The 19,298-nt window shown below is 62.9% G+C and carries 17 protein-coding genes and 2 pseudogenes; 4 read left to right on the top strand and 15 right to left on the bottom strand.

Annotated features, from left to right (window positions below; all coding sequences use genetic code 11):
- Window positions 1-52: 52 nt before the first annotated feature.
- From NJU76_RS25055 to xacF, 6 genes and pseudogenes are all read right to left on the bottom strand, one after another.
- Window positions 53-217, bottom strand: a pseudogene (locus NJU76_RS25055) (DsrE/DsrF/DrsH-like family protein); the annotation flags it as partial.
- A gap of 256 nt (window positions 218-473) precedes the next feature.
- Window positions 474-1,235 carry an IclR family transcriptional regulator gene (locus tag NJU76_RS25050; protein ID WP_254533126.1) on the bottom strand — a complete coding sequence of 254 codons (762 nt, stop codon included), beginning with the start codon at window positions 1,233-1,235 and terminating at the stop codon, window positions 474-476.
- Between the two features lie 230 nt (window positions 1,236-1,465).
- Complete coding sequence (locus tag NJU76_RS25045; RefSeq protein WP_254533125.1) at window positions 1,466-2,353, bottom strand: fumarylacetoacetate hydrolase family protein; 888 nt, start codon at window positions 2,351-2,353, stop codon at window positions 1,466-1,468.
- Between the two features lie 15 nt (window positions 2,354-2,368).
- On the bottom strand, window positions 2,369-3,238 hold the full coding sequence (locus NJU76_RS25040) for an MBL fold metallo-hydrolase (protein ID WP_254533124.1): 870 nt from the start codon (window positions 3,236-3,238) through the stop codon (window positions 2,369-2,371).
- Between the two features lie 93 nt (window positions 3,239-3,331).
- Window positions 3,332-4,252, bottom strand: a complete 921-nt coding sequence (locus tag NJU76_RS25035; protein ID WP_254533123.1) for a nucleoside hydrolase — start codon at window positions 4,250-4,252, stop codon at window positions 3,332-3,334.
- 93 nt (window positions 4,253-4,345) lie between these two features.
- A complete protein-coding gene (xacF, locus tag NJU76_RS25030; RefSeq protein WP_254533122.1) occupies window positions 4,346-5,788 on the bottom strand; it encodes a 2,5-dioxovalerate dehydrogenase in 1,443 nt (480 codons plus the stop codon).
- A gap of 34 nt (window positions 5,789-5,822) precedes the next feature.
- On the opposite strand from xacF, the gene NJU76_RS25025 reads away from it, so the two are divergent.
- Window positions 5,823-6,110, top strand: a complete 288-nt coding sequence (locus NJU76_RS25025) for a hypothetical protein (protein ID WP_254533121.1) — start codon at window positions 5,823-5,825, stop codon at window positions 6,108-6,110.
- Window positions 6,111-6,170: 60 nt separating this feature from the next.
- Window positions 6,171-7,145 carry a TIGR03557 family F420-dependent LLM class oxidoreductase gene (locus tag NJU76_RS25020; protein ID WP_254533120.1) on the top strand — a complete coding sequence of 325 codons (975 nt, stop codon included), beginning with the start codon at window positions 6,171-6,173 and terminating at the stop codon, window positions 7,143-7,145.
- A gap of 92 nt (window positions 7,146-7,237) precedes the next feature.
- Here the strand turns inward: NJU76_RS25020 and NJU76_RS25015 are convergent, their stop codons facing one another.
- The 5 genes and pseudogenes from NJU76_RS25015 to NJU76_RS24995 form a co-directional block, all read right to left on the bottom strand.
- Window positions 7,238-7,693, bottom strand: a complete 456-nt coding sequence (locus tag NJU76_RS25015) for an adenine deaminase C-terminal domain-containing protein (protein ID WP_340681248.1) — start codon at window positions 7,691-7,693, stop codon at window positions 7,238-7,240.
- Window positions 7,600-8,880, bottom strand: coding sequence for an RNA-guided endonuclease InsQ/TnpB family protein (locus tag NJU76_RS25010; RefSeq protein WP_254533118.1), 1,281 nt, complete (start codon window positions 8,878-8,880; stop codon window positions 7,600-7,602). Before NJU76_RS25010 ends, NJU76_RS25015 begins: the two co-directional genes overlap by 94 nt.
- 283 nt (window positions 8,881-9,163) lie before the next feature.
- Window positions 9,164-10,462, bottom strand: a pseudogene (locus NJU76_RS25005) (amidohydrolase family protein); the annotation flags it as partial.
- Window positions 10,463-10,592: 130 nt separating this feature from the next.
- Window positions 10,593-11,516, bottom strand: a complete 924-nt coding sequence (locus NJU76_RS25000) for a nucleoside hydrolase (RefSeq protein WP_254533117.1) — start codon at window positions 11,514-11,516, stop codon at window positions 10,593-10,595.
- 121 nt (window positions 11,517-11,637) lie between these two features.
- The gene (locus NJU76_RS24995; RefSeq protein ID WP_254533116.1) at window positions 11,638-12,564 is read right to left on the bottom strand and encodes a nucleoside hydrolase; all 927 of its coding nucleotides are present in this window, start codon (window positions 12,562-12,564) and stop codon (window positions 11,638-11,640) included.
- A gap of 642 nt (window positions 12,565-13,206) precedes the next feature.
- On the opposite strand from NJU76_RS24995, the gene NJU76_RS24990 reads away from it, so the two are divergent.
- Window positions 13,207-14,091 (top strand): NAD-dependent epimerase/dehydratase family protein, encoded by an 885-nt coding sequence (locus NJU76_RS24990; RefSeq protein WP_254533115.1) that lies wholly within the window; start codon window positions 13,207-13,209, stop codon window positions 14,089-14,091.
- Between the two features lie 75 nt (window positions 14,092-14,166).
- Here the strand turns inward: NJU76_RS24990 and NJU76_RS24985 are convergent, their stop codons facing one another.
- Window positions 14,167-15,510: a M28 family metallopeptidase gene (locus NJU76_RS24985; protein WP_254533114.1), complete on the bottom strand. Its 1,344-nt coding sequence runs from the start codon at window positions 15,508-15,510 to the stop codon at window positions 14,167-14,169.
- 138 nt (window positions 15,511-15,648) lie between these two features.
- On the opposite strand from NJU76_RS24985, the gene NJU76_RS24980 reads away from it, so the two are divergent.
- Complete coding sequence (locus NJU76_RS24980; protein ID WP_254533955.1) at window positions 15,649-15,804, top strand: hypothetical protein; 156 nt, start codon at window positions 15,649-15,651, stop codon at window positions 15,802-15,804.
- A 39-nt stretch (window positions 15,805-15,843) separates the two neighbouring features.
- Here the strand turns inward: NJU76_RS24980 and NJU76_RS24975 are convergent, their stop codons facing one another.
- Genes NJU76_RS24975 through NJU76_RS24965 form a run of 3 tightly spaced genes read right to left on the bottom strand, consistent with a single transcriptional unit; the run spans window position 15,844 to window position 19,136 of the window.
- Window positions 15,844-17,592, bottom strand: coding sequence for an ABC transporter ATP-binding protein (locus NJU76_RS24975; RefSeq protein WP_254533113.1), 1,749 nt, complete (start codon window positions 17,590-17,592; stop codon window positions 15,844-15,846).
- Window positions 17,589-18,440 (bottom strand): energy-coupling factor transporter transmembrane component T family protein, encoded by an 852-nt coding sequence (locus NJU76_RS24970; RefSeq protein ID WP_254533112.1) that lies wholly within the window; start codon window positions 18,438-18,440, stop codon window positions 17,589-17,591. The genes NJU76_RS24975 and NJU76_RS24970 overlap by 4 nt, the downstream gene beginning before the upstream one ends.
- A gap of 51 nt (window positions 18,441-18,491) precedes the next feature.
- Window positions 18,492-19,136, bottom strand: a complete 645-nt coding sequence (locus NJU76_RS24965) for a hypothetical protein (protein WP_254533111.1) — start codon at window positions 19,134-19,136, stop codon at window positions 18,492-18,494.
- Window positions 19,137-19,298 lie beyond the last annotated feature (162 nt).

The raw sequence follows: 19,298 nt of genomic DNA, 5'->3' as shown, positions 1-19,298 counted from the left end.
TGGCCCCGGTCGTGGACTAGATGAGGAGCTGGACGTCGGACTTGGCCATGTGTCAGAGCGCCGTCGCGGCGTCAGCGCCCGTCTTCACATCGTCGTGTAAGTCGTCCTCGTCGTAGTCCAATAGTTCGATTGTCATCTGACAGGCCTGCAGGTTCACACCGCTTTCCAGCGAGGGGTCTATCAGTTCCTCAATAGTGGCAGTCCCGCCCTCGTCGATCACCGAATTCGCTCGTCCGTCGCGAGGTCGCCTACCTGAAATACGTTCTCTATTTCAGAACATTTCAGTGAGAAAACTCCAGACCGATGCAAGACATACAGGAAAGTTCGTTAAGAGTTACAAACGTATGATTGTAAAAACTCGACCAATATATGATCTGTTACCTGCCATCATACCAGTCACCGCTTATTGACCGACGATTTGTTCAGTTTTAGAGAACGACGGTGCCAGGGTGTCGGACACGACTCGGTGTCGATCAGTACTTCACGTTCAGCTCAATGACGTTCGCGGCGCTACAGACCAGGTCCGGAATCTCGTCTTCGAACCGTTGGGCGTTCATGCGCGTCGTCGGGCCTGACACGCTGATCGCCCCGAGAACGGCCCCTGACTCATCGCGGATGGGAGCGGCGATACATCGAAGCCCCTCGAGCCGTTCCTCGTTGTCCAGGGCGAAGCCGCGCTCGTGCACTACCTCGAGTTCCTCATCGAGTTCCGACCGGGACGTGATGCTGTGGTCCGTCTCGGCAGGCAGTCCGTGGGTGTCGACAATCTCGTCGACTCTGGATGCGGGCAGGTACGCCAGGATGGCCTTCCCTAGCGCCGTATTGTGCAGGTAACAGCGGCGTCCGACGTACGTATCGAGGTCGACAGCGAGGTCGCCTTTGGCGCGGTAGAGGTAGACGCCCTGGCCGAACTCTTCGGTCATGAGATTGGCGAGTTCGCCCGTCTGTTCCGCCAGTGCGTCGGTTTCGGGCTTCGCCACTTGATACAGCTCCATCTGCTTTCGCAGGTAGCCGCCGACGTCGAGGAATCGGAGACTCAGCCGGTACTCGCCGTCGTGTTTTTTGACATAGCCGGCCTCGACGAGCGTGCTGAGGTGGTTGTGAATCGCGCTCTTGCTCATCTCGAACTCCGTCGTCAACTCCGACAGGCGAGCGCTGTCGTTGCTCTTCAGGTAATCGACGATCTCGAACGCCTTCCGGACGGTTTTGACCGGGTGTTTGGCATCCTCTGGCATTGGACGATACCGACGAAGGTATGCTATTTAATATTGTTCCCTATATCAGAATTTCACCGCCGATTCAATCTGGAATTAGCAGTGCACTCACCCGTCGAATTGGAGTCTACACCGTTGTTTGCCGCGTTTTCTATCTGTGAACGGGCGACGAGGGGTGATCGTTCCGGCCGGCAGAGCGTAGCCGCGCGTCAAGGGAGTGTCGTCGGCGACTTGGCCGAGGACACCGAAACTCACACGGTCGTGACCGGGTTCCTGAGCGTGCCGATCGATTCAATCTCGATCGAAACCACGTCACCCTCCTGGAGAGTAAACTCATCCTCGGGAACCAGTGAGGTCCCGGTCAGCAAGACGCCCATACGCGGCGTCGCGTCGTGTCGCGTGTGATAGGAGACGAGTTCGTCGACGGTGCGGACGAGTTTGCTGGTCGACGTCTCCTCGTCATAACAGACCTCCCCGTCGCGTTCGATGGTCATGGCGAGTCTCAGATCGTGCGGGTCCGCGACCGTCCCTGGCGAACTGATACATGGGCCGAGCGCACAACAGCGGTCGTACACCTTCGCCTGCGGCAGGTACAGGGGATTCTTTCCCTCGATATCTCGGCTGCTCATGTCATTCCCGACAGTGTAACCGACGACCTCGTCGTCGTACAGGACGATACCGAGTTCGGGTTCGGGAACGTCCCAGGTCGAGTCGCCGCGGATCCCGACCGCTTCGTTGGGTCCGACGGTCCGACTCGGCGTCGCTTTGAAGAAGAGTTCGGGGCGCTCGTCTTGGTACACCTGCTGGTAGACCTCAGGCAGCGTGCTCTCGGATTCGCGGGCCTCCTCGCTGATCTCGTAGGTGACGCCGGCGGCCCACACACCTTCGGCGACGACTGGCACTGCCGCCCGCTCGCCGAGGTCGTCCGAGTCGATCGGTGTCGCATCCTCGAGATAGCCTGCGGCGACGTCGTCGATCGACCTCATCGAGATCGCCGCGCCTTTCGCGAGATCGTCGAACGATCGGAGGGCTTCGCTGGCCGCGGTCAGATCGTACGCGTCGGAGCCGTCGACGGCGACGAGGTGTGGTTGTGTGGGACCGTGCTCCCTCTCTGACGTGAAGTAGCGGTAATATTTCATCGGTTTGTGGGTGGATTACCGGCGGCTCGAGCGGAGTTGCCCCGCGGGGACGATTCCGGGGCGAGCGACGTCGAGTCTGTCGCCAATCTTCCCGCAGTCTATCGTTCGCGGGTACTCGTACGACGCCGCGTGTTCGTGGAGCACTTTCGGGTCGGTGCCGACGCCGCGCCACATATCCCAGTGGGAGGGAAAGAGGCGCGTCAACTGCAGCGCGTTCGCGGCCTCGATCACCTGGTTCTCGTTCATGTACCACTCCGTCAGGCGCATTTCGTCGTCGTCAGGATCGTAGATGTTCCCCACCGACCCTAGCGCGAGCACGCCGAGGTCGATGTCGAACGAGTCGCCGATCTCGGCGAACGACTCGGCCGGGCGACTGTCCCCGCCATGAAAGAACGTGCCGGCATCGTGTTCGACGACGAACGTCACCGGCTCGATCGCGTCGGGGTCGTTCGCCCCTCGGACGTGGACGGTGAGGTCGCCGACGGTGAACGTCTCGCCGTCGGTTATCGTTCGAGCCGAATCCTTCGGGACATCGACCGGACCGTCGTAATCCGGCTGTTCGTACGCCGCCCGGGGCGCGTATACGTCGGCGCCGAGGTCGGTTACTAGGGGTTCGAACGATGGCGGGTGCATGTGATCGATATGCTCGTGCGTGACCAGGACAGCGTCGCACTCGCGTGCGTCCACGGGATCCATCGGAACTGGAATCATCCGCACGATGTTCGGCGGGTCGCCATCGGCGAAGTACGGGTCGATGTAGACGGTCGTTTCAGCCGTCCGCAGCACGAACCCGTTGCAGCCGAGATACCAGATCGAGAAACCGTCGACCGTCGCGGCCTCCACTTCGTCCTGGACAAACCACGTACCCCAGGTGGAATGAACCATGCGTATTGAATGATTGGCGAACGTGTTATTAATAAATTTGGTTGGCGGGAGTCGGTGGACAAAACCGCCCTCGAGCGCGGCAACGCGTCGCGCTCAGAGGCGTTCAAACGTCTCGACGAGCACCGACCGGAACCGCTCGGTGTCCGCGGCGACGGCGACGTCCGCGTTCGGTTCGTTGCCGGTGACCGCCCACCGATCGCAGACGACTGCGCCGCGAGATGGTCCCATCGTCGTGTCCACGTCGAGGTGGTAGGGTTCGAACTCAAGGACCGAGTCGTCGATAAGGTGGGCGACGACGGCCGCGTCGTGGACCGCCGGCTCCTCACCGCCACCGAATTTCCGAACCTCCTCGGGATACTCAAGCCACGCGCCGACCGTCTTCAAGGGTTGCGTCGCGCGCTTGTATTCGTCGATGCGTGAGAGCGGAACCGTCGCGTCGTGGGTCGCATCGAGACCGACCATCTTCGGTCGCGTCCCCCGGACGACGCGGCGGGCAGCCACGGCGTCGTTCCGGAAGTTGGCCTCGGCCATCGGCGTCACGTTACCGGTCGTCATCGCCGCCCCGCCCATGAGGTAGATGTTGGCGACCATGTCGGGGAGCGACGGCTCGAGAGCGAGCGCCGTCGCGAGGTTGGTCATCGGCCCGACCGCGACGATGGAGAGCTCGTCGCCGTACTCGCGCGCCTGGTCGACGATGAACTCGGCGCCATGGCGATTGATTGGCCCGGTTGAGGGGTCGGGGAGATCGCCCCGGATGCCGTTTGGCCCGTGAACCCACTCCGCCGTCTCGAACGATCCGACCATCGGCTCGCCGCAGCCGCGGGCGACGGGCACGTCGGTCCGATCGAACAACTCGAGAATCCGACACGCGTTGCGAGTCGTGTTCTCTATCGTGGAGTTACCGGCGACCGTACTTATCCCAGTCATCTCGATAGCCGGTAAGGCGAGAGCCAATGCGATCATGACTGCGTCATCACTTCCCGGATCGACGTCGAGGTGTAAGGCCTGCGTCATTTCTCTAGTGTAGAGATAATATGTATAAAACTGTTCGTCCTCGCAGCGGCAGGTGGCCGGAGGTGAGTCGATCGCCGGCCGGCGCGTGCCGGATCAGTAGTTCTTGTAGACGGTTTTGGTGGTGGTAAAGAACTCCAAACCGGCCTCGCCCTGCTCGCGGTAGGTGTTACTCGAGGACTGCTTGACGCCGCCGAAGGGGACGTGGAGTTCGAGTCCGGTCGTCTTCTGGTTGACCTTCGCGACGCCCGCCTCGATCTCGTCGACGAACCGGTTGGCCTCGGCGAGGTCGTCAGTGACGATACTCGCAGACAGCCCGTACTCGACGCCGTTTGCGACCGTCATCGCCTCCTCGAAGCTCTCGACGGAGATGACGCTCACAACAGGTCCGAACACCTCCTCCTGAGCGATCCGCATCTCCGGGTCGACGTCCGTAAACACCGTCGGCTCGACGTAGTGGCCGTTTTCGAACCGCCCGCCCATGAGCTGTTCGCCGCCCGCGGCGAGGGTCGCCCCCTCCTCCTGGGCGACGTCGATGTACTCGAGGGTGCTCTCGAGTTCGTCCTCGCTGACCTGCGGACCCATGTCGTACCCCTCGGCGCCGGGGCCGACCTCCGTCGACTCCGCATAGTCAACGAGACCCTCGACGACCTCGTCCAAGACCGATTCGTGGACAATCGCCCGCGAACAGGCCGTACACGCCTGGCCCGTGACCCCGAACCCGCCGGCGCCGATGATCTCGACCGCCTGGTCGACGTCCGCGCTCTCCGAGACAATCGTTGGGTTCTTGCCGCCCATTTCCGTCTGGGTGCGCTTCTGGTTCTCGGCGGCGGTCTCGTAGACGTGCCGGCCGACGGCAGTGCTGCCGGTGAACGAGACGGCGTCGACGTCCTCGTGAGTGGTGAACGTTTCGCCGACCTCACTGCCCGGACCGGTCACGAGGTTGACAACGCCGTCCGGGAGACTGGCTTCCGAGAGACACTCGACGATGTTCACGGCCATCGCCGGCGCGAGGGAGGCGGGTTTCAAGACGACCGCGTTCCCCGTCGCGAGGGCGGGCGCGAGCTTCCAGGCGGGGATGGCGATCGGGTAGTTCCACGGCGTGATGAGGGCGGCGACGCCGAGCGGCTCTTTTCGCGTCGAGAGGTTCATGTCCGGGCTGCTCGGCTGTTTGACGGTCCCGCCGAAGTCTTTGGCCTTCTGGCCGTAGTAGTAGAAGATGTCGATCGCCCGACCGACCTCCGGTTCGGCCTCGGCGTGAGTCTTCCCCTCCTCTCGGGTGAGCGTTTCAACGAGTTCGTCGCGTCGATCCTCGAGGCGCCTGGCGGCGCCGGTGAGGATCGCGCCGCGCTCCGGGCCCGGTGTGGCCGCCCACTCGTCGCTGGCCGCTGCGGCCGCGTCGACAGCGTCGGCGGCCTCTTTGGCGGACGACTGCGGGTACTCCCCGACGACTTCGTCGGTGTTTGCCGGGTTGTACACCTCGAACGTCTCGCCGGTGGTCGACTCTATCCAGTCGCCGTCGATGAAGTTACTCGCCATACGTCCGGTTATATCGTTCAGCCGCTATTTTCTTTTGGTTCCCGGAGTCCGTCGGCCGGGAGGCACATCGGCTGCGCGAACCCGCCTCGCGCTCACGCTCCCGGTCAACTTCGCGACCGACGGACGGGCGACCGACCGCCTCGCGACGATGGCGATGGGATTCGGGTACATGATCGCGGCGGTCGGTCTGTTCCTCATCGGCGGGCTACGCGACGTCACCGGCGAATACGCGCCCGCGTTCGCCGCGCTGTGTGCGGTCTCCCTGCTGCTGGTCGCGACGGCCACCTCGCTCGCACCGGCGCGTGCCGCGACGATCGAGTGAGGGCCGGCCACGTAACGTGGCATCAGTACAGTTATTACCGCCATCGAACACATGATAGCCATGGACGTCGGTTACTTCGCTGCGCACGAACAGTACAGTCCGACGGAACTGCTGGCGCACGTCGAGCGGGCCGAAGCGTCCGGCTTCGACACCGTCTGGACGAGCGATCACGTCCACCCGTGGTGGGACACGGACGCCCACTGCGGCGCCGCGTGGCCGTGGATGGGGGCGGCGCTGGACCGAACCGAGTCGGTCCGGATTGGCACCGGTGTCACCCCGCCGATCGGCCGTAACCACCCCGGAATGATCGCACAGGCGTTCGCTACGCTCGGCGCGATGTACCCGGGTCGCGTCCACCTCGCGCTCGGCACCGGCGAGGCGATGAACGAGGTCCCGCTCGACTTCGAGTGGCCGCCGTACCCGGAGCGGCGCAAGCGGTTGATTGACGCCTGCGAGATCATCGACCGCCTCTGGGACGGCGGGTTCACCGACTACGACGGCCACTACTGGAGCGTCAACGAGGTGAAACATTACACGCTGCCGGAGGAGCGCGTCCCGCTGTTCATCGCCGGCAACGGCCCCAAGACGACGACGGTCGCCGGTCGGTACGCTGACGGATTCCTCACCCTCCGGGACGCCGACTTCTATCAGCGCGTTCTCGAGCCGGCCCTCGAGGACGGGGCCACAGAGGCCGACCGCGATCCGGACGAGATCACCCTAACCAGACAGCTGTTGATCTCCTATGATCCTGACTACGACCGCGCGCTCGAGAGCACCGGATTCTGGCGGGGCCCACCCGCGATCGGATTCGACGAGGAGATCCACGATCCGCGAGAAATCGAAGCGGCCGGCCGCGAGATATCGATCGAGGAGATGACCGACGAGTTCTTCGTCACCGACGACCCCGCCGACATCCGGGAGAAGCTCGCCACCCTCGAGGAGGCCGGCTTCGACGAGGTCGAACTCCTCTCCTCGAGTCCGGATCAGGAGACGTTCATCGAGACGATGGAAACGGAGGTTCTCGGCCAGTTCTGAGCGCGTCTGTTCGACCGACAGACGGGGCCACTGTCCGGCCTCGAGGCGCCAGTCCTGCACGTCTAGTCGGGGACGTCACTTACGGGACCCTCTCACCCGAGAACGACGTCGACGAACGACATCGACGCGACGTCGACCAGCCCGTTGTTCGTGAGTCGGAGTTCGGGGACGACCTCGAGCGAGAGGTTATCGAGTTCCATGATTCCTCCCTGGAGCGTCGTTCCAATTGTACGGGCCGCCGCCTGCACTTCCTCGAAGCGCTCGGCGACCGTCTCGAGCGGCCGATCCGACAGGAGGCCGGCAATCGGCAACGGGAGCGCGGTGATCCCGTCTGCCGGATCGTAGACCGCGAGCCCACCACCGACGTCTCGGAGATGGTTCGCGGCCATCGCCATCGCTTCATGACATCCTCCCCGGCGTGAACGCCGGGGTTTCCTCGCGCTGGGAGTCTCGGCTACGCCGAGTCCACGGAGGCAACTTGCGGGTTCGTGTGCTCCTCGTTGGGACGGAGAGAGCGTGGTGACTCCAGCCAGTCGTGACTGTCCCACTTAAGGCACACGGGCCGTGCCATCGGCCGTGCTACTGTTTCGTGCCGTCTCAGGAACGTCGCGCTCGCGACCAGATCCGCGTGACCCTCGAAGCCGCACGAGCACGTCAGCGTGTCTTGGTGCCGGGTCGTGTCCTCGGTTGAACCGCAGTTCGGACACGTCTGCGAGGTCCACGCTTCCGTTCGTACTTCGACAGTGATGCCGTACTCCTCGGCGGTATCGGCGAACCGTCCGACGAACCGCCGGAACGCCCAGAAATTGTGCAGCTTGGTGTTTGTCCGAACTGACCAGTGCGTCTCGAGTACGTCCGTGAGGTCGCCGACGTACACCGTTGAAACGCCCTCGTCGTGCAGTCGTTCGATCAAGTCCCGACAGAGCGCGTCCATCGCGTGGTTGCGCCGTCGCGTCCGTCGTCGGTACAGCGAGTCGATTCGCTTCGAGCTGTACCGACCGTCCTCGAGTTTGGACTGGAGTTCGGCGATTCGTTGCGTGGTGTCGCGGAACCGTTCGAACAGGTCGCGGCCTTCGTACAGGTACTGCTCGCCGGTCGTGGTCGTACAGGCGACGATATTGTTTGCGCCGATGTCCAGAGCGGCAGTTTCGTCCGCCAGTGGGTGTGCCAGTCGAGAATTGTCGATTGTGACTGGCTGAAAGGCCCTGAACGTCTCGCTCACATCGTCGTAATGCAGTTCCAACCGGCCCTGTTTGTCGTACTCTTTCCAGTTCGGATCGCCCCGAACTTCGAGACGGAGTCGTTCTTGGTCTCCAAGACCGTACTCCTCTTTCAGGTCTTGACCGACAAGAATCTCGAGGCGTGAGTATTCGCCCCACTCGACCGAGTACGACGTGTTTCGGATGTACGTCCGAAGGTCTCGACCCTCGTCTTGGTTGCCCCAGAATCCGGGTTTACCGTTGGCTTCGCCCTTCTCTCGGAGCGCGAAGAACGAACCCCACGCTTCGCGGTTCTTACGTTCGATCTGCTGAACGGTCGAAGCGCCGAGCGTACCGCCGTACCGGCCGCGGTACTCGTCGATCTCCCAGACGTCGCCGTCCGGGTCGTCGAAGTTGGTTCGACGCTGGTAATTTATTTCGTTCCAGAGTGCGGCTGAAGCGTCCAACAGACGTCGAAGCAACTCCTCGTCCTCGTCGGACTGGGGGATTACTTCGAACTCGTTGGTGCGCTTCATCGCTACTTCTGTATACGAGCGGAACTAACATAGACCTACGGATTCTCGTAGATGGTGTGTCGAACCACGTTAACATCGAAGTTCCTGACGACGAACAGTACGAGCGCATCAAACGTGTGAAGAACGAACACGGCCTGACGTGGCGTGGGATGTTGATCCACGCCGCCGACGACCTTGAGACTCCGACCGGAGAGTAACCGGTGGTTCGCGTCGTCGAGTGACGCGATTGACGCCCGGCGTAAACGGCGGGACTCTCTCGCTGTTTTAGGTAGTCGGTGCCGACGACGACGAGGTTGTGTGCGTCGTGGGCGACCGTGCTCGCCATCGCCCCGCGGTCGATCCCGAATCCGTGGACGAAACCGGTTCCGATGGAGTCGTCCTCGCTGTGGCGTTCGATTACGGCTAGCGGCAGGACGTCCGCCTCGGTCGCCTCGCGTGGAAGCCCGTCGCAGACCGCGAGCCGCTCGATCCGCTCGGTCGTCACCTCGCCGGTGTGGTCGATTACCCGGAGCGTCCGCTCGCCATCAGCGAGGTCGGGGTGGACGAAGTCGACCGCCGACAGCGGCGGACACGACACCGTGTTGTGATCAAGTTCGAACGCCGGCGGCTCGTCGACGGCCACGAGGGGGTCGACGACGCCGTCGACGACGACGCGATCGACGGCCCACGTCTCGAGGTCGTCCAGGAGCACGAGGTCGGCCGGTGCCCCCGGCTGGATCGCACCGACGTCCAGCCCGTAGGTTTCCGCGACGTTGATCGTTGCCAGCTGGACAGCCTCAACTGGGTCCGTGCCGGCGGCGATCACGCGCCGGAGCGCGTCATCGATTCCGGCGTGCTCGACCAGGTCGTCGATGTAGAAGTTGTCCGTACAGAGCATCAGCCGCCGGCTGTCGACGGCGTCGATCAGCGCCATGAGTTCGCCGAGGTTCTTGCTCGAGGAGCCCTCGCGGAGATGGATGCGCATCCCGCACTCGGCTTTCTCCCGCGCCTCGGACAGCACGCGGCTCTCGTGAGCCGTATCGAGGTAACGACAGAGCTCCTGTAACTCGGCACCGAAGCGCCGCGGGAGGTGGCCGTCGACGGTCAGCCCGCGACACCGGGTTGCCGCGATCTTTGCGTGGACCTCCTCGTCGCCGGCGAGCACGCCGTCGACGTCCATCACCTCCGCGAGGCCGACGACGTGCTCTTCGTCGAGCAACGCCGCCGTGTCCGCGGCGTCGATCGTCGCGCCGGCGTCCTGTAAGTCCGAGGCGGGGACGCTCGAGGGAACGGTGAAGCGCGCCCGCAGCGGCGTTCGCTCGGCCTGCGCTAACAGCGCGTGGATGCCAGCGACGCCCAGGACGTTCCCGATCTCGTGTGGGTCCGCGACGATGCCGGTGACGCCATGGGGAAGCACTCCCTCGGCGTACCGGGGTAACGACAGCATCGTCGACTCGACGTGCATGTGGGAGTTGATCAGCCCCGGCGCAACGTACGCGGCCTCGTACTCCGCGTTCGCTGGCCGGTCCCCGAAGCCGACGATTTCACCGTCGTCGACGGCGATCGCTCGCTCTTCGAGATTTCCAGTGAAGACGTTGACCATCGTCCCTCGAACCAGCAGGTCGACGGCAGCGGTCATCCGTCAGGGACGTCCGAGCGCTCATCGGCGTCCGGCTGGGGAGCGGGTCGGCTCAAGTCGCCGAATCTGGTGACGGCCGGTGACGGTGCGTCCATCATAGGTTTTCGAGCGTCTCCGCCAGCGTCGTCCGGAACGCCTCCAGATCGACGTCGACGGCGACGTCGACGGTCTGTTCCTCGCCGGTCGTCCCTCGAGTGTCACAGATCGTCGCGCCGCGGGACGGGCCGTGTCCCGTGTTGACCTCGACGGGATAGGTCTCGTACTCAAAGATGTCCTCGACGATGTCGATGACGACGGCAGCGTCGTGGACCGACGGCGGGTCTTCGATGCCCCGCTCGCGGACCGCGTCGGCGTCCTCGTAGCCGAACCAGGCGGCGATCGTATCGAATGGCGCGTCTCGGTCGGCGTAGTCCTCGATCAGTTCGGCCGCCACCGTACTCCGGTTCGTGACGTCGAGACCACCCATCTTCGGTCGGGCGTGCTGGACGACGTGACTCGCAGCCTCGGGGTCGACGTACACGTTGAACTCGGCTTCAGGCGTGACATTCCCGCCGGTCATCGCCGCCCCGCCCATGAGGTAGATGTTGGCGACCATGTCGGGCAGAGCCGGCTCGAGGAGCATCGCCGTCGCGAGGTTAGTCCAGGGGCCGACCGCGGCGATGGTGAGATCGTCGCCGTACTCGCGCGCCTGGTCGACGATGAACGCGGCGCCGTGGGCGTCGATCGGCTCGGCCGTCGGTTCCGGAAGGTCGCCCCGGATACCGCCCGGTCCGTGGACATCCTCCGCGCTGACGAGTTCGCGGGAGATCGGCCGATCACATCCCCGGGCGACTGGGAAGTTCGTCCGATCCAGGAGCTCCAGGATCGCGTGGGCGTTTCGTGTCGTGTTCTCGAGCGTCGTGTTGCCAGCGACCGTACTCAGCCCGACGACCTCTAGGTCGGGGTGTGCCAGCGCAGCGGCGATCGCGACGGCGTCGTCACAGCCGGGATCGGTGTCAATGAGTAGCTTCGTCGTCATTGTCGTATATTCCGTATCATTGAATGGTAATCGTTATCAGTCTTGGTGGTGGGCGTCCGGCTGGGGACGGTCGCGTCGCGAGAGTTACTGTGAGGACGTCAGATGTGTGCCCACTGGCGCGTCAGTAATCGGAGAGCGCGTCCACGAGTAACTCGACGAACCGCTCTCGATCGATGTCGACGCCGACCTCGGCGTTCGGCGCCTCGTCAAGGACACCGCGCCTGTCACAGATCGTCTGGCCGTCGGCGTGATCGCTCGCCGTTTCGACGGCGACGTGCATGGCCTCGCTCTCGACGATGCCCGGGTTAATAACCTCCGCCACGGCGCACGCGTCGTGGATCGGAACGCCGTCCCAACCGAACTGATCGCGATGGAATTCGAGGAAGAACTCGAGCCACCCTGCGACGACGGTTCCCACCTCCGAGCCGAGATCTCGAAACCGGTCGAACTCATCGACCGCGACGCGCGCCGACCGGGTGACCTCGAGGCCGACCATCGTGACCGGAATCTCCGAACTGAAGACGATGTCGGCGGCCTCCGGATCGACGAAGATGTTGAACTCGGCCGCGGGCGTGATGTTTCCCTCGTAGATCCCGCCACCCATGAGCACGATCCGGTCGATAGACGCTTCGGTCTCCGGATACCGCTTGAGTAACATCCCGATGTTGGTGAGCGGACCGACCGGGACGAGCGTCAGCCCGTCGCTCTCGCTTGCCGTCCGCGCGATGAAGTCGACGGCGTCCTCGTCGACCGGCGAGCTCCCAGGGTCGGGGAGCCCGGGGCCGTCGAGTCCCGACTCGCCGTGGACGTGGTCTGCGATCGTGAGCTCTCTGACCATTGGTTCGGCCATGCCGCTCGCGACCGGTACGTCTTTTCTGTCCGCCAGCGTCAGCGTCCGCAGGACGTTTCGGGTCGTTTTCGGCAACGTGTGATTGCCCGCAACGGTCGTGACACCTCGCACCTCGAGTTCGTCGGATTGGAGCGCCAGCAACAACGCGATTGCATCGTCGTGACCGGGATCGCAGTCGATAATGACCTCTGTTGACATCCTGATATCGAACCTCCGTTGAGAGCGGTGTGTATTAAACCCCCAGTTCGGTGTGGCGTCCGGCCAGCAGGTTGCCGTTATAGAGATGCGAGGAGAATACCCGCGCGTTTAGGCACGGGATGAATCCGATACGACAACTCGGACGGAATTCACGCTTCGATGACCAGTCCGAGATTTCTTTTCCATACATTGAAGTGGGAAGCAACCCTCTGAGAGCGGAGGAATCAGGCAGGGAATAGAGTGATTCCCGCCAGTCCGACGATGGCGGCCTGGCCGCCCCACGCAATCAGACACTAATCGGAACCAGTCGATGACCGCCCACCCCTCACAGGGGTGACGCGGAGTCGACTGCTGGAAGCACCACGGAACGTAACTCCGAGTCTGTCGAAGCCTACCCGACCTTCGCCGGGCACAACCAACCACGAGGGTCGACCACGGTCGAGGATAGGAGTCCAGTACCGGGGGCTTGGCACTCCCAGCAGTCCCACCCGCCACAGTCCGTGACCCCCGCACGGATTCGCACCGTGTCGAGGGTCGGTGGAACTGCACACCTGAAATCTCCACCGCTCAGGATTCCTCCGCGTGAACGCGGAGGAGGATGTCAAACCGACGCTTATTTGCGTTTCTTCGAGTAGTTCGTGTATGACCATACTCGTCACCGGGGCAATGGGCGGGATCGGAAGTTGGACAATCGATAAGCTCGCCGACGCGGGGCACGACGTCATCGGCGTGGACGTGGAACGACCCCCAGGAACGCGGGCAAACGCCCAGTTTTACGCGGCGGAGTTGACCGACCAGGGACAGACCTGGGAAGTCGTCCAGACGGCACAGCCGGACACAGTGGTCCACTGCGCCTCGATTCCGCGTATGGGCGTCAAACCCGGAACCGAGACGTTCCGGAACAACGTGATGTGCACGTACAATACACTGGTGGCGGCCGGAACGGTCGAGGCCGACGTGGTCTGGACCTCGAGCGAAAGCATCTACGGGACGGCGTTCGCTCGGGAGGTGTGGCTCCCCGACTACTTCCCGATCGATGAGTCGCACCCGTACCGGCCCGAAGACGCCTACGGACTGTCGAAGCTCGTCGGCGAGCAGATCGCCCGGATGGCCGTTCGACGGTACGGAATTTCGGTCGTCTCCGTGCGTCCGTCCTGGGTGAACTACCCCGGTCGGTACGACACGACGGCGATCCGCGAGTCGTTCGATCCAACGATGGCAGACCGGTCGGGGAACTTCTGGTCGTACGTCGACATCCGGGACCTCGTTTCGCTCATCCGAACGGCGATCGACGCGAACGTTGACGGCCACGAACCGTATCTCGCGGTCGCCGAGGACAACTACCTCGGCCGACCGACTGCCGAAACCATCGAGACGGTGTTCGGTGACTTGCCGTCGGAGTGTGCAGTCTCCGGCGAGGAATCCGTGTATACGACGGAGAAAGCGCGTGTCGAACTCGGCTGGCAGCCCGAACACACCTGGCGTACGGCCGACGACGACGAAGTTCCAGGACCGAGTTTCTTCTGAGTCGGGGCCTCCTGACCCGTTCGCGGTCCGATTATCGGACAGCTCGAGGAACGTCGCCCTCTGCTGTACCCGTTGTCAGTCCCAAGGCCATACACCGGCCAGTCGCATCCCGTCGGCGTGACCCTCGTCAATTGCGCTCTGTCGAATCGCTTCGGGGGAGCGCCGGTCGACCTCCCTGTCCGTCTCGGCCAGTTTGCAGACCGCTGCCGCGACCGGAACCACGAGTTCCCGGAGGTCGCGTCGATCGACCTTGTCGAGGGTATCGGCGTGGGTGTGTCCCCACCCCCTGAGGGCGTCGGCCTCGTTTTTCGAAAACACCATCGCGCCCGGCATACCGCGGTAGACGAACGGCCACTGATCGCCCCATGGAACCAGACCCTCATCGCACTCGATCGGTACCCCCAGCTCGTCGCTCACCTCCCGGAACGTGGCTTCGATGGCGTCGATGCCGTGAGTCGAGACGACCGGATCGCGCGACGAGCCGATCCCGTCGAGGTTGATCACCGCCGTTACCGTCTCTGGATCGGTGTCCGCGGCCCACGCCTCACTTCCGAGGAGGTGGAGTTCCTCCGCGCCGAACGTGACGAACCGAACCCGCGTCTCGAGGTCTCCCTCCACGGTCGCCAGCAACCGCGCTACCTCGGCGACGACCGCACAGCCGGCGGCGTTGTCGGTCGCTCCTTCGGAGATGTCGTGTGCATCGTGATGGGCCGTCACGAGCACCTCACGCTCTGTATCGGGGCCGAGGGTCGCCGTGACCGACTGCGAGGTCATGCGTTCGTTCTCACAGTCGACGTCGAGGGTAGCGGTCGTCCGCTCACACCCGCAGGCGCGAACGAGTCGAGCGCCAAGTTCGCTGGAGACGCCAACGGCGGGAATCGCGCCGGGACCGTCCCCGGAGCCGACGTTTCCGGTTGCGGGCAGACACCCCGACTGGTCGTTGTAGAAGACGAACCCGACCGCCCCCGCGTCGATCGCACGGTAGTACTTCTCCGTCCGATGGATCCACTGATCGTGGTCTTTCGGGGTCAGACTCGAAACGAGGACGATCGTCTCCTGCAGATCGTTCCCCTCGAAGTCAGCAGGTGTGCCGTCCCCGATATCGACCAGCGGCGCCGTCACCGTCCCGGCCGGCGACCGGGGGAGGGTGAGAACCTCGTGGGCGTTTTCGTACCGCTGGTCGGCCGGCCCGTGGAGCGTGAGTGCGGACCGTCCGCGCGTCCAGCCGGGTATCGAAAACGTTCGCGTAGACGCGTCCGCACAGCCACATCGGTCGAACACGGTCTCGAGGATCTCCGCAGCCCGGGCCTCACCGGCGCTTCCAGCGGATCGGTCTTCCACGGCCGTTAGCTGCTTGAGGACGTTCCAGACGTGCGACCCCGAGTACGCGTTTCCGATCAATTCTGCTGGGAGTGACATTGGCCACTCCATCACGAGAGGAACGCAAAAACCCATCGACCGCGAGGAGCCGAGGGAATTCGCTCTGACCAGCCCGCGTCGTCGGCGGAATCGGACCCTTCCTCAACACTTATACTGCCGCTCCGAAGTGTGTGGGATATGCCGCCATCGATCACGATGATCGAATCGATTGAGTTCTCGTACCCGCTCGAGGATGTGGGGACCGACGCCAACGGGTTCAATCTGATCTACGACCCCGGCTCGACGCTCGAGACAAGCCAGCTCGTGCTCAGGGTCCACACTCGATCGAGTTGATAGAAGAGCTGATCGCCTGAGACGGGGGGTCTCGAGTCGCTACCCGGAGGCTTCGGGCGCCTCTTCGAGCTGTGCGAACAGTTCGTCGACCGTCAGCACCGTCTCCTCGAGCCCGAGTTGCTGTCCGATTCGCGTGACGATTGGCGGCGAGACGTCGGTTCGCTCGAGCACGTCCGGCTGTCCGAACACCGTCCGCGGCGAGCCGTCGAGGAGCACCTCGCCGTTATAAAGCGCGATCAACCGGTCGGCGTACCGGCTGGCGAAGCCGACGTCGTGGGTGATCACGACGACGAGCACTCCGTCCGCGACGAGTGATTCGACGAGATCGCCGAGCAGTTCGTTCCCCGCGGCGTCCTGTCCGCCGGTCGGCTCGTCCAGGACGACGATCGGGGTGTCCATCGCGAGCACCGACGCGACCGCCACGCGCTTGCGCCTGGGCTGGCCCATGTCGTACGGGTTCTTCTCCCGGACGTCCTCGAGTTCCAAGCGCTCGACCGCGTCCTCGACGAGTTCGTCGATGCGGTCGTCGTCGTACTCGAGATTCTCCGGGCCGTACCGGATCTCCTCGTCGACCGTGTCGTGAAAGAGCTGGTCGTTCGGGTTCTGGAAGCTTAGCCCGACCTCTCGTGCGATCCTGGCGACGCGGTGCTCGCGCGTGTCCAGATCGGCGACAGTCACCTGTCCCTCGGTGGGTTCGAGTAGCCCGTTGAGATGCTTCGCGAATGTCGTCTTCCCGGCACCGTTCTGCCCGATGAGACAAACGCACCCCGCCTCCAACTCGAGCGAGATGCCGCTGAGCGCTTCGACCGCCTCGTCGTACCGGAAGACGATGCTGTCCATCTGAATCCCGACGTCGTTGGTCACGGAACGCTCAGCGCTGGCGCCGCCGCCATCCGTTATGCCACCGGCCGATCCGTCAGTCGGTCGTGTTGTCGGGGCGTGGGGCTGAAGTTCCTCGACGATGTCGTCCACCGACACGGGAACCGGGATCGTTTCGTCGACGTAGCCGTGCGAGCGAAGCCGCTGTCCGATCGTTACGGGATCGGGGACGGGGACGGCCTGGTCTTCGATCGTTGGATCCGTGAGAACATCGGCCGGCGCGCCGTCGTGGGTGATCTGCCCGTCGTCGATCACGATTAAGCGATCCAGGTGCGGCGCCAGACGCGTGAGGTCCTGGCTGATTAGCACGATGGTGTACTCCTCGCGGTCGAGGTTCGACACGACGTGGAACACCTCCTCGGAGCCCTGTGGGTCGAGCTGTGAGGTCGGCTCGTCGAGAACGAGGATCTCTGGTTGCATCGCCAGGATCGACGCGAGCGCCACCCGCTGGGACTGCCCGCCCGACAGCCGCTGGGGGTTTCGCATGACGAGCTCTTCGATACCCGTGAGTTCCAGGCTCCACTTCGTCCGGTCGATGATTTCGTCGACGGGAAGGCCCAGGTTCTCGAGTCCGTAACCGACCTCTTCAAGGACGGTCGTACTGGCGCCCGTGAGCTGGTCGAACGGGTTCTCGAACAGCATCCCCGCTTTCATCGACTGCTCGCCGATCGTTGTCTCGCGCATGTCGACACCGTCGACGGTAACGGTTCCGGACAGGTCACCGTCGAAGAAGTTCGGGATGTAGCTGGGTATCAGCCGGCCGAACGTCGACTTTCCGGCGTCGCTGGGACCGGTGACGCCAACGAACGAGCCCTGTTCGATCGAACAGGTGACGTTCTCGAGTGCGCGTTCGTCGTCCGGTTGTGTCCGATACGTGAACGTAACATCGTCGATATCGATCAGACTCATAGTATCACCCGCCACACCGCAACCGCGATCACACAGGCGACCATCGCCCACCGAAGCACTCGATCGAGCGGCGTGTCGGGCACGCCAAATAGGTACGTCCGCTCCCCTTCACGAGCGAACCCACGAGACTCGAGTGCGAGTGCGCGGGTCTCAGTCGAGATCAGCATGCTAATCAACAGCGGCGCGAGAAGGGCGACCAGCGACATCGCGCGACGCCTGAGATTTGCGCTCGTGTCGAGTCCGCGTGCCTGCTGCGCGTCCAGGATCGCGTTCGCTCGCTGGCGCATCTGCGGGATGAACTGTAGTGCGGCGAGGAAAACGTACGCGAGTTTGCTCGGCATCCGTTTTTCCATCAGGGCGATCGTCAGCCGCTTAGGGTGGGTCGTGACGATCGTTCCGAGCAGCGCGAGCATCAACACCAGAATCCGAAAGAGGATCAGCAGTGCGAACAGCAACCCTTCCTCGTAAACGATGATCTGCTCGAAGATCGGTACATCATTGAGTCGGTACCATGGCGTTTGGTTCTCCGGATAGAACAGCCCCTGAATGACGATCAGCGCCACCGCGAGGGGGGTACCGATAACGGCGAGTACCTTTGCGATCGGTCGGTACACTCCTGTGCCGACCACGACCATCGCGAGCAGTACGGTCAGGACGAGACCTGCCCGGAAGTCGGGAATGAGAAAGGCGATTGTGATCAGGCCCAAGCTGATGACGAGTTTCGTGACGGGATTGAGCCGGTGCAGAAACGTATTTCCTGGCTGGTAGTCGATGACGTTACCTGGTTGTTCGGCCTCTTCGAGGACGTCGTTCAGATTGGTACCGTGTATTGTATGTTTTTCACTCATATTGCAGTAACTCCGGAATTAGTAACGAGTTCATCGGATAGTCCGGTGCCCCTATGAGATGGACTTCTGACCGAACGATGGGCGGTACCGCTCGGGTACGGACTTCGCGATGAAGTACGCGATGAACACGCTCGCGGTCTTGTCGACCGGTTCAATGAGGAACTGAGTCGCAAGGACGCTGGTGATAAGCTCCTGGCCGGTCGCCAGGAATACGCCGGTTACGACGCTCGTCGGTCCGCCGGTAACGCCACCGAAGACGAGAACGACGATTGGCGCACTCACGACGACCGCGATCAGTGTGATGACTAACGCAACGCCAACGAGTTTGAGATAGCCTTTCTCCTCCTGAATGCGGAACCAGCCCCGTACTGCGAGAAAGCCGACGGCGAGCGCAACGGCCGCCTGAACGAGTCCGAACGGAAGTAACGTCGGCGACGCTGTGAACGATAGGACGACGTTCGTCAGTAGGCCGCCAACGACGGCGACGTACGGGCCCGCGAGTAAAGCGAGCAGAATCGTTCCGATCATGTCGAGATACAACGGGATGCGTAATACGTTAGTCAATGTCCCACCGATGACGTTAATGCCGACAGCGACCGGTATTAACACCCATGCTACTGTCGTGAAATCAGACTGTGCGCGTTGAACGAACGATGACTGCTTTCGGTCTGCAAATCCTTTATCTTTAGTTGTCATGATCTCTCTTTGGACAGTGTTGATCCCTGTCGTGTGTTATATAGATTCACTGTTGGAATATAACTATCGTATTATTTCTGTCTTCGGCTATATAAATATACGGTCCAGTAGTTTCGCTAGACGCGACGGCTACGACTGTGTTATCTCGGTAGAAAGCGCAGA

It is taken from the genome of Natrinema gelatinilyticum, from assembly GCF_024266705.1.
GTDB lineage: Archaea > Halobacteriota > Halobacteria > Halobacteriales > Natrialbaceae > Natrinema > Natrinema gelatinilyticum.
Note: the sequence above shows the minus strand (reverse complement) of the source record. Positions and strands in the feature narration are given on the sequence as shown.

Coding starts and splice junctions, on each gene's coding strand:
- NJU76_RS25050 (WP_254533126.1), bottom strand. CDS start 1,235: ATGCCAGAGGATGCCAAACACCCGGTCAAAACCGTCCGGAAGGCGTTC.
- NJU76_RS25045 (WP_254533125.1), bottom strand. CDS start 2,353: ATGAAATATTACCGCTACTTCACGTCAGAGAGGGAGCACGGTCCCACA.
- NJU76_RS25040 (WP_254533124.1), bottom strand. CDS start 3,238: ATGGTTCATTCCACCTGGGGTACGTGGTTTGTCCAGGACGAAGTGGAG.
- NJU76_RS25035 (WP_254533123.1), bottom strand. CDS start 4,252: ATGACGCAGGCCTTACACCTCGACGTCGATCCGGGAAGTGATGACGCA.
- xacF (WP_254533122.1), bottom strand. CDS start 5,788: ATGGCGAGTAACTTCATCGACGGCGACTGGATAGAGTCGACCACCGGC.
- NJU76_RS25020 (WP_254533120.1), top strand. CDS start 6,171: ATGGACGTCGGTTACTTCGCTGCGCACGAACAGTACAGTCCGACGGAA.
- NJU76_RS25010 (WP_254533118.1), bottom strand. CDS start 8,880: ATGAAGCGCACCAACGAGTTCGAAGTAATCCCCCAGTCCGACGAGGAC.
- NJU76_RS25000 (WP_254533117.1), bottom strand. CDS start 11,516: ATGACGACGAAGCTACTCATTGACACCGATCCCGGCTGTGACGACGCC.
- NJU76_RS24995 (WP_254533116.1), bottom strand. CDS start 12,564: ATGTCAACAGAGGTCATTATCGACTGCGATCCCGGTCACGACGATGCA.
- NJU76_RS24990 (WP_254533115.1), top strand. CDS start 13,207: ATGACCATACTCGTCACCGGGGCAATGGGCGGGATCGGAAGTTGGACA.
- NJU76_RS24985 (WP_254533114.1), bottom strand. CDS start 15,510: ATGTCACTCCCAGCAGAATTGATCGGAAACGCGTACTCGGGGTCGCAC.
- NJU76_RS24980 (WP_254533955.1), top strand. CDS start 15,649: ATGCCGCCATCGATCACGATGATCGAATCGATTGAGTTCTCGTACCCG.
- NJU76_RS24975 (WP_254533113.1), bottom strand. CDS start 17,592: ATGAGTCTGATCGATATCGACGATGTTACGTTCACGTATCGGACACAA.
- NJU76_RS24970 (WP_254533112.1), bottom strand. CDS start 18,440: ATGAGTGAAAAACATACAATACACGGTACCAATCTGAACGACGTCCTC.
- NJU76_RS24965 (WP_254533111.1), bottom strand. CDS start 19,136: ATGACAACTAAAGATAAAGGATTTGCAGACCGAAAGCAGTCATCGTTC.